This is a genomic window from Pseudomonas sp. 5P_5.1_Bac1 (assembly GCF_025466015.1).
Classification (GTDB): Bacteria; Pseudomonadota; Gammaproteobacteria; order Pseudomonadales; family Pseudomonadaceae; genus Aquipseudomonas.
The window spans coordinates 73,231-89,612 of the sequence record NZ_JANLNX010000115.1 but is presented as its reverse complement, the minus strand read 5'-3'; the positions used below and the strand labels follow the sequence as shown (position 1 = coordinate 89,612).

Genomic DNA, 16,382 nt, shown 5'->3' with positions numbered 1-16,382 from the left:
ATATATGAGCCTGAATCCAAGAGACGTGGTGATTGTCGACTTCGGTCGCACACCGATGGGCCGCTCCAAGGGTGGCATGCACCGTAATACCCGCGCCGAAGACATGTCCGCGCACCTGATCAGCAAAGTCCTAGAGCGCAACAGCAAGGTCGACCCGGCTGAAGTCGAGGACGTGATCTGGGGCTGTGTGAACCAGACCCTGGAGCAGGGCTGGAACATCGCGCGCATGGCGTCGCTGATGACCCAGATCCCGCACACTGCTGCGGGCCAGACCGTCAGCCGCCTGTGCGGCTCGTCCATGAGCGCGCTGCACACCGCCGCTCAGGCGATCATGACCGGCAACGGTGATGTGTTCGTCGTCGGTGGTGTCGAGCACATGGGTCACGTCAGCATGATGCACGGCGTCGATCCGAATCCGCACATGTCGCTGTACGCCGCCAAGGCGTCGGGCATGATGGGCCTGACCGCCGAGATGCTCGGCAAAATGCACGGCATCAGCCGTGAACAGCAGGATCTGTTCGGTCTGCGCTCCCACCAGCTCGCCCACAAGGCGACCGTGGAAGGCAAGTTCAAGGACGAGATCATCCCGATGCAGGGTTACGACGAGAATGGCTTCCTCAAGGTCTTCGACTACGATGAAACCATTCGTCCGGACACCACCCTGGAAAGCCTGGCTGCACTGCGCCCTGCGTTCAACCCGAAAGGCGGCACCGTGACTGCGGGTACTTCCTCGCAGATCACCGATGGCGCTTCGTGCATGATCGTGATGTCAGCCCAGCGTGCCCAGGACCTGGGCATCCAGCCGCTGGCCGTGATCCGCTCGATGGCGGTGGCGGGTGTCGACCCGGCGATCATGGGTTACGGCCCGGTGCCGGCGACCCAGAAAGCGCTCAAGCGCGCGGGTCTGAGCATTGCCGACATCGACTTTTTCGAGCTCAACGAAGCCTTCGCTGCACAGGCCCTGCCGGTGTTGAAGGATCTGAAAGTGCTCGACAAGATGGACGAGAAGGTTAACCTGCACGGCGGCGCGATTGCTTTGGGCCATCCGTTCGGTTGCTCGGGTGCACGGATTTCCGGCACTCTGCTCAACGTCATGAAGCAGAACGGCGGTACCTTCGGCGTGTCGACCATGTGCGTCGGCCTCGGCCAGGGCATCACCACGGTCTTTGAGCGCGTCTGATCGCGTGGTTGACCAAACCGGGGCCTGGTGCCCCGGTTTTTGTTTTTTCGGAATTTTTTTTCAAGAGGGCCAGCGGCATGCAGATACAACCAGGCGTATACCGGCACTACAAGGGGCCTGAGTACCGTGTCTTCAGCGTTGCACAGCATTCCGAGACCGAGGAGTGGGTGGTGTTTTACCAAGCCCTGTACGGCGAATTCGGTCTTTGGGTCAGGCCTCTTTCGATGTTTCTCGAGTCGGTCGAAGTTGACGGCGAGCAGGTGCCACGCTTTGCTTTGATTGAGGCGGAAACGACACTGTTTTCCCGTCCGGATGGTGCAGGCGGCTGAACTCCCGCGCTTGACCTCATTCTATAGCCACTATATATAGCGGTGCCGCGTCAGGTACCTGCCGTGTTTTTATTTTCAGTATTCAGGAATTTTCCGATCCATGGGCAAATCGCTGGTCATTGTGGAATCCCCGGCTAAGGCCAAGACCATCAACAAGTACCTGGGCAACCAGTACGTGGTGAAGTCGAGTATCGGCCATATCCGAGACCTGCCCACCAGCGGTTCGGCCAGTGCCACCAAGGAACCGGCTGCCAAGCGTGGCAAGACCGCGGGCGAGGCCCCGGCGCTGTCGCCCAAGGAAAAGGCGCGCAAGCAACTGGTCGCCCGCATGGGTGTCGATCCCGATCATGGCTGGAAAGCCAAGTACGAGATTCTCCCGGGCAAGGAGAAGGTGATCGAGGAGCTGCGCCGCCTCGCCAAGGATGCCGACACCATCTATCTCGCAACCGACTTGGACCGCGAAGGGGAAGCCATTGCCTGGCACCTGCGGGAAGCCATCGGTGGGGATGACAGCCGCTACAAGCGCGTGGTGTTCAACGAAATCACCAAGAAGGCCATCCAGGAAGCCTTCTCCCAGCCAGGCGAGCTGGATATCGACCGGGTCAACGCGCAGCAGGCCCGCCGCTTCCTCGACCGCGTGGTCGGTTACATGGTCTCGCCGCTGCTGTGGCAGAAGATTGCCCGGGGCCTGTCGGCCGGCCGCGTGCAGTCGGTAGCCGTGAAGCTGGTGGTGGAGCGTGAGCGGGAAATCCGTGCCTTCATCCCGGAAGAATACTGGGAAGTCCACGCTGACCTCGGTACTGCCAAGAACGCCAAGGTGCGCTTCGAGGTTGCCCGGGAAAAAGGCGAGGCCTTCAAGCCGCTGAACGAAGCACAGGCCATGGCGGCCCTGGAAAAGCTCAAGTCTTCCAGCTACACCGTGGCCAAGCGCGAAGACCGCCCGACCAGCAGCAAGCCGTCGGCACCCTTCATCACTTCGACCCTGCAGCAGGCGGCGAGCAATCGCCTCGGCTTCGGCGTGAAGAAGACCATGATGATGGCGCAACGGCTCTACGAAGCGGGCTACATCACCTATATGCGTACCGACTCGACCAACCTGTCGACGGATGCACTGGAGATGGCGCGCAGCTACATCGAAAGCGAATTCGGCAAGAAATACCTGCCCGAGGCCCCGCTGGTCTACGGCAGCAAGGAAGGCGCCCAGGAGGCGCACGAAGCGATTCGTCCTTCCGACGTCAATACCCATCCGAGCAAGCTCAGCGGCATGGAGCGCGATGCAGAGCGCCTGTACGAGCTGATCTGGCGTCAGTTCCTGGCCTGCCAGATGCCACCGGCGCAGTACCTGTCGACCACTGTCAGCGTTGCCGCAGGTGATTTCGAGCTGCGCGCCAAGGGCCGCATCCTCAAGTTCGACGGTTACACCCGTGTGCTGCCGCAGCAAAGCAAACCGGGCGACGACGACGTTCTGCCGGAAATGAACCAGGGCGAAGTGCTCAAGCTGATCCAGATTGATCCGAGCCAGCACTTCACCAAGCCGCCTGCGCGTTACTCCGAGGCAAGTCTGGTCAAGGAAATGGAAAAACGCGGTATCGGTCGTCCATCGACCTACGCGGCAATCATTTCCACCATCCAGGACCGCGGCTACGTGACCCTGCACAACCGCCGCTTCTACTCCGAGAAGATGGGCGACATTGTCACCGAGCGCCTGTCGGAGAGCTTCTCCAACCTCATGGACTACGGCTTCACCGCCGGCATGGAGGAGAACCTCGACGACGTGGCCCATGGCGAGCGTGACTGGAAGAACGTGCTGGACGAGTTCTACGGTGATTTCAGCAAGAAGCTGCAGGTCGCCGAGGCCAGCGAAAACGGCATGCGCGCCAACCAGCCGACCCCGACCGACATTCCATGCAAGGAATGCGGCCGGCACATGATGATCCGCACCGCGTCCACCGGTGTGTTCCTCGGTTGCTCGGGCTACAGCCTGCCGCCGAAAGAGCGCTGCAAGGCCACCGTGAACCTGGTGCCGGGCGACGAGATTGCCGCGGATGACGAAGGCGAGTCCGAATCCCTCGTGCTGCTTGGCAAGCACCGTTGCCCGATCTGCTCGACGGCGATGGATGCCTACCTGCTGGACGAGAAGCGCAAGCTGCACATCTGTGGCAACAACCCGGACTGCACCGGCTACGAGATCGAGGAAGGCAACTACCGGATCAAGGGCTACGAAGGTCCGAGCCTGGAATGCGACAAGTGCGGCAGTGAAATGCAGCTCAAGACCGGGCGTTTCGGCAAGTTCTTCGGTTGCACCAACTCGGAGTGCAAGAACACCCGCAAGCTGCTCAAGAACGGCGAAGCAGCGCCACCGAAGATGGACAAGGTGGACATGCCGGAGCTCAAGTGCGAGAAGGTCAACGACACCTACGTGCTGCGTGACGGTGCTTCCGGGCTGTTCCTGGCTGCCAGCCAGTTCCCGAAAAACCGCGAAACCCGCGCGCCGCTGGTGATCGAGATCATCCCGCACAAGCATGAGATCGATCCGAAGTATCACTTCCTCTGCGAAGCACCGCAGAAGGATCCGGATGGTCGCCCGGCGGTGATTCGCTACAGCCGCAAGACCAAGGAGCAGTACGTGCAGACCGAAGTGGAAGGCAAGCCGACCGGCTGGCGTGCGTTCTATGACGGCAATGCGTGGAAGGTCGAAGACAAGCGCTAAGCGCTGATCTTCGCGTTCGAGGGCCGTGTCTGACAGTGTCGGGCACGGCTTTTTTGTTTGTCTGGACGGACCTTATCCATCACAGATCCTTGCGCGGGGGAAACGCTTCCCCGAAACTGACAGACCTCGCCCCGCAGCCTTATCGGAGAGCGCCTTCATGGCCCAGGAACTCTATACCCGTACCAATCAGAAAATTTTCTTCGCCGGCCTTGCGCTTGAAGGTATGGGCAAGGCTCAGGAGAGTCGGGCCATGAACGCCCAGGCGCTGCTCCAGGCCGAGCGCGAGTCAACGTTGTTTCACCTCTACGGTGCACTGCTGGGGCTGTGCCATGAAATCGCCGGCTTCTATCGGTTGCCACAGGCCGCCGCGCCACGGGCTGAGGCCTTGCTGACCCCTGAGGTGCTGGAAGCGATCGCCATTCCGGAAATGGCCGAACTGGTGGAACTGGCCCAGCAATCAGAGACCTGGCTGGCACGACTGTTAAAAGCTTATTCCGATTTGTTCAAACCGCCGGTCGCAACAAAAGCCCCGAAAGGCGATGTTACTCAGCCGTTGATTCATGCTGTCAGCCTCGACGCACCCGAGGTGGCGCCGCTTTCTCGGGAGGAATTGGAGGAGTGGCGGCAGAATCTGAAGAAGCTTGCCGTCCGTTTTCGCGAGGGGTTGAGTGAGTGCTGATCGTAACGGTCACTGTTACAATGCCGGTCTTTCCTGGAGAACATTCCTGATATGCCCACGTCCTTTCTAGAAATTGTCGAGTTGCCTGATGGCCGGATCGAGCTGCGCCGTGCCGAGGACGAGGGTTCGTTGGTAACCCTGAACTTCTCCGAAGACGCCAAGGCGTTCCTGCAGGGCCAGCATGTAGAGGTGGCCAAGGCCATGCTCAGCGTTGGCGTGCAGATGGCAGGTCGTCTGGTGGAAGGTGAGATCGAGCGGGACGAAGGTCCGCGGGTCCTTCATTGATGGTGACCGGGCTTCCTCGCAATGAGGAAGCCGGACTCTCGCGGGTCAATTCAAGTATCAGCCCAAACGAATATTCAGGCTTTGCGCGCTACCGGCGCGTGCGGCACGGGTCAGTTGTTGCCGCGCGGCGGCGCTGACCGGGTTCAGCCAGCTCACCACGGTGTGGCTGCGGCCGAGGCGCAGGGCGTCGCAGGCCAGTTGCATCGCGCTTTGATTGCCGCGTGGTTGCAGGATCAGGATACGTTCGCGGTTGAGCCCGGCTTCGCGCAGCCAGGTCTGCGTCAGGCTGGCGGGCGGGGCGATCAGGGTCAGCCAGCGGGCATCCTGTTCTTCACTCAGCTCACGCAGGATCGGCGCCAGCAGATTCTGGCAGTGCTCCAGCGCACCACGGAAAGACAACTCGCTGAACGCGTCCGGGGTGCTGCTGACGCGTGCGGGCGCTTCGGTTTTCAGCTTCGGCAGGACCGGCTGGGCCAGGAATGCCTCGAACAGGGTTAACTGTACTTGCTGTGGTGCGTGTGGAAACTGCATGACGCCTCCTGATTTATCGGCGAATGACGCCGACACTCAAACCCTCGATCACCAGATCCTGTTCTTTCAGGTTCACCTCGATGGGCGCGAATTCGGGATTCTCCGCAAGCAGCCAGACCTTGCTGCCTTCACGTTTGAAGCGCTTGACCGTCACTTCGTCACCCAGTCGGGCTACGACGATCTGACCATTGCGCGCTTCACGGCAGGTGTGTACGGCCAGCAGGTCGCCGTCGTAAATGCCGACGTCCTTCATGCTCATGCCGTGCACGCGTAGCAGGTAGTCGGCGCGAGGATGGAAGAAGGTGGGGTTGATGGCGCAGGATTCCTCGATGTGTTGCTGGGCGAGGATCGGCGCGCCGGCGGCCACGCGACCGATGATCGGCAGCGAGCTGTCGTCCTGGCTCTGGCGTGCTTCGAAGCCGGGGATGCGAATGCCGCGGGAAGCACCGGGGGTCATTTCGATGGCGCCTTTTCGCGCCAGCGCCTTGAGGTGCTCCTCGGCGGCGTTGGGAGACTTGAAGCCCAGTTCCTGGGCGATTTCAGCCCGGGTAGGGGGGAAGCCGTTGTCTTCCAGGCAGCGCTTGATAAAAGCCAGAATCTCAGCTTGGCGTGGCGTCAGTTTTAGCATGTCGATGGCTCTGTCTTTTTATACAGTGACTGGGATTATATACAGTAGAAGTGTCGCTGCAAGCATGAAGCTGCAAGCAGTCGGAAAAAGCCGCGTGAACTTTGCCCGCCTGGCGCCTGAAGCTGTGATCTAATTGCCCGCCTGACTTGACAGTCACGACCATGAAACGTATGTTTCAAACAACTGTTTGTCAGGTGGATTACCCATGGCCCAATCGGAAACCGTTGAACGCATTCTCGATGCTGCCGAGCAGCTGTTCGCGGAAAAAGGGTTCGCTGAAACGTCGTTGCGGCTGATCACCAGCAAAGCCGGAGTCAATCTGGCCGCGGTCAACTATCACTTTGGTTCGAAGAAGGCGCTGATCCAGGCGGTCTTCTCGCGTTTCCTCGGGCCTTTCTGCCAGAGCCTCGAGCGTGAACTGGATCGCCGACAGGCGCGTCCGGAGCACAAGCCGAACCTGGAAGAGCTGCTGGAGATGCTGGTGGAGCAGGCGCTGGTGGTGCAGCCACGCAGCGGCAACGACCTGTCCATCTTCATGCGTTTGCTGGGCCTGGCCTTCAGTCAGAGCCAGGGGCACCTGCGGCGTTACCTGGAAGACATGTACGGCAAAGTGTTCCGCCGCTACATGCTGCTGGTCAATGAAGCCGCTCCGCGCATCCCGCCCATCGAGCTGTTCTGGCGCGTGCACTTCATGCTCGGTGCCGCCGCGTTCAGCATGTCCGGGATCAAGGCATTGCGGGCCATCGCGGAAACCGATTTCGGCATCAATACCTCCATCGAGCAGGTTATGCGCCTGATGGTGCCGTTTCTCGCCGCCGGCATGCGTGCCGACAGCGGTGTCACGGACGAGGCGATGGCTGCCGCGCAATTGCGTCCGCGCAACAAGTCGAGCAGCACGCCGGCACCGGCCAAGGCCTGATTCGCGACTGGGCGCGACGACTGGCTTCGGCTAAGCTAGCGCCCCATGTCTACTCTCGATCTGCTGCATATTTCCCTCGCCGACCAATGCCTCTACGGGTTCTCCCAAGGCCGTCTGGTCGTGCGTCTGCCGGTGTCCACGGCGCTCAATGGTCCAGGTGAAAGCAATGGCTCCGGCTGCACGCCGCGCGGCCTGCATCAGGTGCGCGCGAAGATCGGCGTCGGGCTGCCTCAAGGCGCGGTGCTTCGCGGGCGACGCTGGACCGGCGAAACCTGGACGCCCGCCCTGCACGCGCAATTTCCCGGGCGCGACTGGATCCTCTCGCGGATTCTCTGGCTCAGTGGCTGCGAGCCCGGCCGCAACCGCCTCGGTGCGGTGGACACCTTCCGTCGTTATATTTACCTGCATGGCACACCTGACACGGAACCCATGGGCGTGCCGCTGTCCCATGGCTGCGTGCGCCTGCGCAATGCCGATCTGGTGAGCCTGTTCGAGCGGGTTCCGGCGCATTGTCCGGTGCAAATAGAAGAAGCCGCCTGCCCGCAGTGGGCCAGCGCCCCCGTCAACTGAAGGATCATTTATGAGTGCCAGCCTGCAAGGCTCCCTGATGGTGGATATCGCCGGTACCTGGCTGACCGCCGAAGACCGCCACCTCCTGCGCCAGCCCGAAGTGGCCGGCCTGATCATTTTTGCGCGCAATATCGACAGCCCGCGCCAGGTGCGCGAGCTGACCGCGTCGATCCGCGCCATTCGCCCTGAGCTGATCCTTGCCGTCGACCAGGAAGGCGGCCGCGTGCAGCGCCTGCGCCAGGGCTTCGTGCGCCTGCCGGCGATGCGTGCAATTGCCGACAATCCCAATGCCGAGTACCTGGCGGAGCAGTGCGGTTGGCTGATGGCCACTGAAGTCCTGGCGGTCGGCCTGGACCTGAGCTTCGCGCCGGTGCTGGACCTCGACCACCAGCGCAGTGCCGTGGTCGGCAGCCGCGCTTTCGAAGGCGATCCTGAGCGGGCGACCGCGCTCGCCGGCGCTTTCATCCGCGGCATGAACGCCGCCGGCATGGCCGCCTGTGGCAAGCACTTCCCCGGCCACGGCTGGGCGGAAGCCGACTCCCATGTGGCTATTCCTACTGACGAGCGCAGCCTGGAGCAGATCCGCGCGGCGGACCTGGTGCCGTTCACCCGTCTGAGCGGCCAACTGGCCGCAGTGATGCCGGCCCACGTGATTTATCCACAGGTCGACAACCAGCCGGCAGGCTTCTCCCGCCGCTGGCTGCAAGACATCCTGCGTGGCGAGTTGGGCTTCGACGGGGTGATTTTCAGCGATGACCTGTCCATGGCCGGCGCCCACGTGGTTGGCGATGCGGCCAGCCGCATCGAGGCCGCGTTGACCGCCGGTTGCGACATGGGCCTGGTGTGCAATGACCGGGCGGCGGCCGAGCTGGCCCTGAGTGCTGCCCAGCGCTTGAAGGTCACGCCATCGCCGCGCATCGCGGCCATGCGCGGCCAGGGCTTTGCTCGTACCGACTACCGCCAGCAGCCGCGCTGGCTGGAAGCGCTGGGCGCCTTGAAACAGGCCCAGTTGGTCGACTGATTGCCGAGCATGCCCGCCGTCGAGAGGCGGCGGGCTGTTGCCTTCATCACTTGGCTTTCTTGCTTTCCGGCAGCGGCGCGAACAGCGCTTCGATATCGTCCGCCGCCAGCTTCCACTGACCCGCCTCATTTCCTTCAAGCAGCCCTGCAGCCAGGGCGGCTTTGTCTTTTTGCAGCTTCTGGATCTTCTCTTCCACGGTTCCGCGGGTGATCAGCTTGTAGACGAATACCGGCTTGTCCTGGCCTATGCGGTAGGCGCGGTCGGTGGCCTGGTTTTCCGTGGCCGGGTTCCACCAGGGGTCGTAGTGGATCACCGTATCGGCCGCAGTCAGGTTCAGCCCGGTGCCGCCGGCTTTCAGGCTGATCAGGAACACGGGCGTTTCGCCGTTCTGGAACTGCTGCACGGGCGTGCGACGGTCCTTGGTGTCGCCGGTCAGCAGGCTGTAGCTCACCTTGCGCTTTTGCAGTTCTTCTTCGATCAACGCCAGCATCGAGGTGAACTGCGAGAACAGCAGGATGCGCCGGCCTTCGTTGAGCAGCTCATCGAGCATGTCCATCAGGCTGCCCAGCTTGCCCTTGTCGGACTGCGGACCTTTGACATTGGCGTTGGCCACCAGGCGCAGGTCACAGCACACCTGACGCAGCTTCAGCAGGGCATCAAGGATGACGATCTGGCTGCGCGCCGCACCGCTGCGGGTGATTTCGGCGCGGACCTTGCTGTCCATGGCCACGCGCACCGTTTCATAGGTATCGCGCTGGGCATCGCTGAGGTCGACCCAGTGGATGATCTCGCTCTTGGCCGGCAGTTCCTTGGCCACCTGCTCCTTGGTGCGGCGCAACAGGAACGGACGAATGCGGCCCGCCAGGTGGCTCATGCGTTCGCCGTCGCCATGTTTTTCGATCGGGGTGCGGTAGTCGCGGGCGAAGCGTTTGCTGTCGCCCAGCCAGCCCGGCATCAGGAAGTGGAAGATCGACCAGAGTTCGCCGAGGTTGTTTTCCATGGGCGTGCCGGTCAGGCACAGGCGCTGGGTGGCCTTTAGCTCGCGCGCGGCTTGTGCGGCCTTGCTGGTGGCGTTCTTGATGTTCTGCGCTTCATCGAGGATCACCAGGTGCCAGTCGATCGGGGTGAAGTGCTCCAGGTCCCGGGGCAGCAGCGCGTAGGTGCTGAGTACCAGGTCGTAGTCCTTCAGATTGGCGAAGTGCTTGGTGCGGCCCGGCCCGTGCAGGGCGATCACGCGCAGTTGCGGGGTGAAGCGCTCGGCTTCGTCCAGCCAGTTCGGGATCAGGCTGGTGGGCATGACGGCAAGTGCCGGACTCTGCAGGCGGCCGGCGTTCTTTTCCGTCAGCACATGGCTGAGGGTCTGCAGGGTCTTGCCCAGGCCCATGTCGTCGCCAAGCAGGCCGCCGATGTCCAGGCTGCGCAGTGTTTGCAGCCAGCTCAGGCCTTCCAGTTGATAGGGGCGCAGCGTGGCATTGAGGCCTTCCGGTGCCTGGACTTCGGTGTACTGGGCGCTTTTAAGGCGCGTCGCGAAGTCGCGTACACGTTCGCCGCCGAGCCAGGTGAGGGGCACCTCGTCCAGGTTGCTCAGGCGCGCCGCATCCGGTGCGGCAAGGCGCAGTGAGCGGCCATCATTTTCGGTCAGGTACAGCTCGCCCAAGGTGGCCATCAGCGGCTTGATGCGCGCGTAGGGCAGGGCGACGCGGGCTGCGGCGCTGCCATGGCGGTGGCGATTCAGGTCGATCAGCAGGTGTTCGTCGTCACCGCGTCTGGCCAGTTCGCCGGACCGAAGCAGTTCGGGGTTGCTGCGCAGCAGGTGCAGGAGGATCGGCAGAAGGCTGTGACGCTCGCCGTTGACGACGATGCCCAGTTCCAGGTCGAACCACTGTTGGCTGGGATTTTCCTCGATATCGGCGTACCAGTCGTCGACCTCCTGCAGGATGAACGCGAAGTCATCGTGGATCTCGAGTTCCCAGCCGGCCTCGCGCAACGCCGGGATGCCCTCGCGGGCGAATGCCAGCCACTGCTGGTCGGTGTCGAGCAGGAGCAGTTCCCCGGCAGTCTCCGGCAGCGCCTTGCTTTGCCGGGTGGCGACCTTGAAGCCCCAGCGTTGCAGGGTTTTCCTGAACACCTGTTCGGCCTGTGTGTCGCGCTGAATATGTTGGGTGGTGCTGCCGACCAGGCGGGTCGGGGATTTTCCGTCGGTGCCGCTGGCGCGGACGCCGTCATAGTTGAAAGAGAGCGCGGCGCGGTGTTGCAGTTGCCGTTGCATGCGCCCGGTTTTCGGGGCGTAGGCGCTGAATTCGTGGCTGCCCAGGATCAGGTGGGCAACAGGGCTTAGATGGTCGATTGTTTCTTCCTGCAATTTTGTCGGGGTCGGGACCTGTTGATTCAGCGCGCTCAGGCGGTGGCTGAGTTGTGCCACCAGCGGCTCCGGAACGTCCGGGGCGCGGGTCAGTTGCAGGGCGACGTAAGGGTCCAGGTCGTGCTGGAGCAGGCCGGCCTGCAAGGTCAATCCGCTCAAGTAATACAGCGGCTGGAAGGGGAGCGTCATGCCTACCGGCTCCTCGCCGTCATACCAGTCGCCGCGGTAGTTGCCGTTGTTCATGCGTACCCAGCGAAACTCGCCGTGCCGGGAAGGGCCGGGCTGCACGGGAGGCATGTCCTCGTCGATCATCAGTCGGCCGGTGTCCAAGGCTTGCTGGAACAGTTCGCCGTCATGTGGGTCGTCTAGCGGGAAGCTCATCTGGTAACTGCCGGGCTTGCGGTTGAGCCGCAGAAGAATCTCGCGGTCCTCGGGCATCACAAACTTCGGCGGTTCGTACAGCAGGTCATAGATCGAGTGCAGCCGGGCAACCTGGATGCGGCCATCGGGTTGGCGCGTGCCCTTCTTCACATTGAGGAAGGGTGTACCGTTTTCGAGCCGGATGAAGTAGTAGACACCGCGACCTTGCCGGTCCGGTTTGGCCGCGCCGCTGTCTGCGCGAGGCTTCTCGAGGCCGTCCAGCCAGGTTTGCAGGTCGCTGGGCATTTCCTGCCCTGTGCCGGCCGTGAGCTTTTGCTGGGCATGGAACAACACGGCGGCGCAGTGCTTGCAACTCTGGCTGACCGGGCACGAGCAGCGGCAAGTAAGCCCGGGACGTCCCGCGCGAGTGAAGGCGGAAATGGTCTGCTGGTAACGATTGCCGCCTGAGCCTGCGCAGGTGGCGAGGATTATGTCGCCGCCGTTGCTCTTGATGCTGACACGCTGATCTTCTGCATAACGTAGTCCTCGACTCAGGGCGTTGTGGCTGAATCCCTCTTTCCACTTGCCGTCGGCAAGCAGCGAATCGAGCGGCCCCGGCATTCCGTTACTGCTCCATCAGTGCAGGGTCGGGCGCTGCGTTGGCGGGAGTACCGGCCTTGCGAATCTTCAACACCAGCGCCAGGTGTCCGCCATCGAGGTAGGTCAGCTCGGCGTTCTTGACGTTGCTGTTGCTTTGCTTGAACTGCTCGCTCTGAAGCACGCCGCCATTGGCGTCGAACTGGTTGACCCACAGAGTGGCCTCGACGCCGATGAAGCGGCCTTCGCTCACGCTCAGGTTGCCCTCGATGGGGAAGTGGCCGAACTGTTCCTGGCCATCGCTGAAGGCGATTTTCGAGCCTTCGGCGCCGACGTTCTGCTGCCAGGCCTTGTGCAGCAGCACGCTGTACTGGCTGTCGGCGGCAAGGCGCTCGGCCTGCTCGGTGAGGAGCGGCTGGCGAATGTCGTAGTCGGCGACCGGCTTGGCGCCATCGCTCCAGTTTTCCGGGGCGAACTGGCTGGTGACGGCAGGCACGGCGTTCTGCCGCACCAGGATCATCTCGATCAGGTATTGGGTGTCGGCAAAGGCTGCTGGCGAGCACAACGCCAGCAGCAGGCTCAGGTTACGAATGGCGCGCATGGATCTTCCTTCAAGCGGTTTTCGGTGTCAGGCGCTCGAACAGCGCTTCCAGTGTGGTGAATCGTTCATCGGCGCGCTCCATGGGCACCATGAACTTGAATTGCGTAGCGCCTTCGAACTTGTAGCGCTTGGGCTGACCCTGGATCAGTTTGATCAGCACCAGCGGATCGACCGGTGTCTCGGCCTCGAACTCGATCTTGCCGCCATTGGGGCCGGCATCGACTTTCTTGATGCCGAGCTTTTCCGCCTGCAACTTGAGCAGGGTCAGGCGTACCAGGTTCTTGGTCGGCTCGGGCAACAGGCCGAAGCGGTCGATCATCTCCACTTGCAGGTCCTTGAGACCTTCCTCGTCCACCGCCGAGGCGATGCGCTTGTACAGGATCAGGCGGGCATGGACGTCGGGCAGGTAATCCTCGGGAATCAGTGCCGGCAACCGCAGGTTGATTTCCGGCCCGCCGCCCAGCGGCTGGTCGAGGTTCGGCTGGGTGCCCTTGCGGATGGCCTTGACCGCGCGTTCAAGCATTTCCATGTACAGGGTGAACCCGACGGCCTGGATCTGCCCGCTCTGGCCTTCGCCGAGCAGCTCGCCGGCGCCGCGGATCTCCAGGTCGTTGGTCGCCAGGACGAAACCGGCCCCCAGGTCCTGGGTGTTGGCGATGGCTTCCAGGCGTTTTTCCGCGTCGGCGCTGATTTGCTGGCGCGGCGGTGTCAGCAGGTAGGCGTAGGCCTGGTGGTGACTGCGTCCGACCCGGCCGCGCAACTGGTGCAACTGCGCCAGGCCGAACTTGTCGGCGCGCTCGATGACGATGGTGTTGGCGCTCGGCACGTCGATGCCGGTCTCGATGATGGTCGAGGCGATCAGCACGTTGAAGCGCTTGTGGTAGAAGTCGCTCATCACCTGTTCAAGTTCGCGTTCGCGCATCTGCCCGTGGCCGATACCGATGCGGGCCTCGGGCACCAGCTCGGCGAGGTCGGCGGCGCATTTCTCGATGCTCTTCACGTCGTTGTGCAGGTAGTAGACCTGGCCGCCGCGCAACAGCTCGCGCAGCAGCGCCTCCTTGATGGTGCTCTTGTTCTGCTCCATGACGAAGGTGCGCACCGACAGGCGCCGCGCCGGCGGGGTGGCGATGATCGACAGGTCGCGCATGCCCGACACCGCCATGTTCAGCGTGCGCGGGATCGGCGTGGCGGTCAGGGTGAGGATGTCGACTTCGCTGCGCAGGGCTTTGAGCTGCTCTTTCTGGCGCACGCCGAAGCGGTGCTCTTCGTCGATGATGACCAGGCCCAGGTCTTTGAACTTGACGTCGTCCTGCAGCAGCTTGTGGGTGCCGATGACGATGTCGATCTTGCCCTCGGCCAGTTCGGCCATGGCGCTGCTGATTTCCTTGGCCGATTTGAAGCGGCTCATCACTTCCACGCTCACCGGCCAGTCGGCGAAGCGGTCGCGGAAGCTGTTGTAGTGCTGCTGGGCGAGCAGGGTGGTCGGCACCAGGATCGCCACCTGACGGCCGCTGTGCACGGCGATGAACGCCGCGCGCATCGCCACTTCGGTCTTGCCGAAGCCGACGTCGCCGCAGACCAGGCGGTCCATCGGCTTGGCGGCGAGCATGTCTTCGCGCACGGCTTCGATGGCGGACTGTTGGTCCGGGGTTTCCTCGAAAGGGAAACCGGCGCTGAAGGTGGCGTAGTCGGCGGCCGGGTCGGCGAAGGCGTAGCCTTTGCGCGCGGCACGGCGGGCGTAGATGTCGAGCAGTTCGGCGGCCACGTCACGGACCTGTTCGGCGGCCTTGCGCTTGGCTTTCTGCCAGGTCTCGGAGCCGAGCCGGTGCAGCGGCGCCAGGGCATCGTCGCTGCCGGTGTAGCGGGCGATCAGGTGCAGGTTGGCGACGGGCACATAGAGCTTGGCGCCCTCGGCGTATTCGAGGGTGAGGAACTCGGCGACCTGGCTGTCGATTTCCAGCGTCGCCAGGCCCAGGTAGCGGCCGACGCCGTGGTCGATATGCACCACCGGCGCGCCTTCGCGCAGTTCGGTGAGGTTCTTGATGACCGCGTCGTTGTTGACGTCGCTGCGTTTTTCCCGGCGCCGGCGCTGCATGACGCGCTGGCCGAACAGCGGGCTTTCGGCGACCAGCGCCACGGCCGGGTCGTCGAGTACCAGGCCGTCGTCCAGCGGCGCGATGGTGATCGCCAGGCGGTCCTTGCCGGTGACGAAGTCTTCCCAGCCTTCCACGGTCTGCGGACGCAGCTTCAGGCGTTCGAGCAGCTCCAGCAGCACTTCACGGCGGCCCGCCGACTCGGCGGTGAACAGCACCCGGCCGGGGAAATCATCGAGGAACGCCGACAGCGCGGCCAGCGGCTGGCTGGCCTTGGCTTCGATGGCCAGGTTCGGCAGCTTGCGCGCGGGGAAGCGCTCACGGCCGCCACCGCCCTCGATGTCGTCCGGGCTGGCGACGATGCGCGGCCAGCCTTTGAGCCGGGCGAAGCAGTCTTCCACCGGCAGGAACAGCTCGGCGGGTGGCAGCAGCGGGCGGGTCGGGTCGATGCGGCGCTCTTCATAGCGGCCACGCACATCGTTCCAGAAGTGTTCGGCGGCCTGTTCCACGCCCGGCAGGGAAAACACCTGGGTGTCCTGGGGCAGGTAGTCGAACAGGGTCGAGGTTTCGTCGAAAAACAGCGGCAGGTAGTACTCGATGCCGGCGGGGATGATCCCGCTGGTCAGGTCCTGGAAGATCGCACTGCGGCGGAAATCGACGTCGAAGCGCTCGCGAAAGCGCGCCTTGAAGCGGGTGACGGCGTCCTTCTGCAGCGGGAATTCCCGCGCGGGCAGCAGGCGCACCGACTCGACCTTGTCGATGGAACGCTGGGTTTCCGGGTCGAAGGTACGCAGGGTTTCGATTTCATCGTCGAACAGGTCGATCCGGTATGGCAGCTTGCTGCCCATCGGGAACAGGTCGATCAATGCGCCGCGAACGGCGAATTCACCGTGCTCGTAGACCGTGTCGACGCAGCGGTAGCCGCTGGCTTCCAGGCGCGTGCGCATTTGCTCGACGTCGAGCTTCTGGCCGATGTCCAGCACCAGACTGCTGCCCAGCAGGAAGCGGGTTGGCGCCAGGCGATGGAGGGCGGTGGTGATCGGCACCACGAGAATGCCGTGGTCCAGCTCCGGCAGCCGGTACAGGCTGGCGATCCGTTGCGAAATGATGTCCTGGTGCGGCGAGAACAGGTCGTAGGGCAGGGTTTCCCAGTCGGGGAACGGCAATACCGCCAGTTCAGGCGCGAAGAAACGCAGCTCCTGCTCCAGCCGGTCAGCGCTCTGGCTGTCGGCGGTCAGCAGCAGGGTGAAGCGTTTGGCGGCACTGGCAGCTTCGGCGATGGCCAGGCTGAGTGCGGCGCCGGGCAGGTTGCCCCAGGTTTGTTTGCCGGCAGTGGCCGGAAGGTGCGGTAGACGCAGAACAGGCACGGGAGGTCGAGCTCCAAGCGTTGCGACAAAGAGGCCGATTGTAACGGGCCAATGCCCGTGCTGTCAGGCGTGCAGCGGGCAAAATCCTTTCAGGTGGGACTGTCGACAGGCGCTCATTGCTCGAAGCGATATGCGGCGTCATAATGTAGC

General features: G+C 63.1%; 13 protein-coding genes. 8 read left to right on the top strand and 5 right to left on the bottom strand.

Going from position 1 to position 16,382, the window contains the following annotated elements:
• The first annotated feature begins 4 nt into the window (after window positions 1–4).
• The 5 genes from fadA to NTD82_RS26805 all read left to right on the top strand — a co-directional run bounded on the left by fadA (window position 5) and on the right by NTD82_RS26805 (window position 5,183).
• A complete protein-coding gene (fadA, locus tag NTD82_RS26825) occupies window positions 5–1,180 on the top strand; it encodes an acetyl-CoA C-acyltransferase FadA (protein WP_095157943.1) in 1,176 nt (391 codons plus the stop codon).
• Between the two features lie 77 nt (window positions 1,181–1,257).
• On the top strand, window positions 1,258–1,509 hold the full coding sequence (locus tag NTD82_RS26820; RefSeq protein ID WP_095157941.1) for a DUF1653 domain-containing protein: 252 nt from the start codon (window positions 1,258–1,260) through the stop codon (window positions 1,507–1,509).
• A gap of 100 nt (window positions 1,510–1,609) precedes the next feature.
• A complete protein-coding gene (gene topA, locus NTD82_RS26815; RefSeq protein ID WP_262130910.1) occupies window positions 1,610–4,219 on the top strand; it encodes a type I DNA topoisomerase in 2,610 nt (869 codons plus the stop codon).
• A gap of 157 nt (window positions 4,220–4,376) precedes the next feature.
• Window positions 4,377–4,898, top strand: a complete 522-nt coding sequence (locus NTD82_RS26810; protein WP_262130909.1) for a DUF6586 family protein — start codon at window positions 4,377–4,379, stop codon at window positions 4,896–4,898.
• A 51-nt stretch (window positions 4,899–4,949) separates the two neighbouring features.
• A complete protein-coding gene (locus NTD82_RS26805; protein ID WP_095157935.1) occupies window positions 4,950–5,183 on the top strand; it encodes a hypothetical protein in 234 nt (77 codons plus the stop codon).
• A gap of 57 nt (window positions 5,184–5,240) precedes the next feature.
• On the opposite strand, the gene sulA is transcribed toward NTD82_RS26805, so the two are convergent.
• Both sulA and lexA read right to left on the bottom strand, forming a co-directional pair.
• Complete coding sequence (gene sulA, locus NTD82_RS26800) at window positions 5,241–5,714, bottom strand: SOS-induced cell division inhibitor SulA (protein ID WP_095157933.1); 474 nt, start codon at window positions 5,712–5,714, stop codon at window positions 5,241–5,243.
• 13 nt (window positions 5,715–5,727) lie between these two features.
• Complete coding sequence (gene lexA / locus NTD82_RS26795; protein WP_262130908.1) at window positions 5,728–6,342, bottom strand: transcriptional repressor LexA; 615 nt, start codon at window positions 6,340–6,342, stop codon at window positions 5,728–5,730.
• A gap of 205 nt (window positions 6,343–6,547) precedes the next feature.
• Here lexA and NTD82_RS26790 point away from each other — a divergent pair, with 205 nt between their 5' ends.
• From NTD82_RS26790 to nagZ, 3 genes are read left to right on the top strand one after another with little or no spacing between them, the layout of a single operon-like run.
• Entirely contained in the window at window positions 6,548–7,261 is a 714-nt protein-coding gene (locus tag NTD82_RS26790) for a TetR/AcrR family transcriptional regulator (RefSeq protein WP_262130907.1), read from the top strand.
• A 45-nt stretch (window positions 7,262–7,306) separates the two neighbouring features.
• Window positions 7,307–7,831: a L,D-transpeptidase gene (locus NTD82_RS26785; protein ID WP_262130906.1), complete on the top strand. Its 525-nt coding sequence runs from the start codon at window positions 7,307–7,309 to the stop codon at window positions 7,829–7,831.
• Between the two features lie 22 nt (window positions 7,832–7,853).
• Window positions 7,854–8,852, top strand: coding sequence for a beta-N-acetylhexosaminidase (gene nagZ / locus NTD82_RS26780; protein ID WP_175653864.1), 999 nt, complete (start codon window positions 7,854–7,856; stop codon window positions 8,850–8,852).
• Window positions 8,853–8,898: 46 nt separating this feature from the next.
• Here nagZ and NTD82_RS26775 read toward each other — a convergent pair whose 3' ends face one another.
• Genes NTD82_RS26775 through mfd form a run of 3 tightly spaced genes read right to left on the bottom strand, consistent with a single transcriptional unit; the run spans window position 8,899 to window position 16,232 of the window.
• Window positions 8,899–12,195: a DEAD/DEAH box helicase gene (locus NTD82_RS26775; RefSeq protein ID WP_262130905.1), complete on the bottom strand. Its 3,297-nt coding sequence runs from the start codon at window positions 12,193–12,195 to the stop codon at window positions 8,899–8,901.
• Window positions 12,196–12,199: 4 nt separating this feature from the next.
• A complete protein-coding gene (locus NTD82_RS26770; RefSeq protein ID WP_095157921.1) occupies window positions 12,200–12,772 on the bottom strand; it encodes a CsiV family protein in 573 nt (190 codons plus the stop codon).
• Window positions 12,773–12,782: 10 nt separating this feature from the next.
• Complete coding sequence (gene mfd, locus NTD82_RS26765; RefSeq protein ID WP_095157919.1) at window positions 12,783–16,232, bottom strand: transcription-repair coupling factor; 3,450 nt, start codon at window positions 16,230–16,232, stop codon at window positions 12,783–12,785.
• Window positions 16,233–16,382 lie beyond the last annotated feature (150 nt).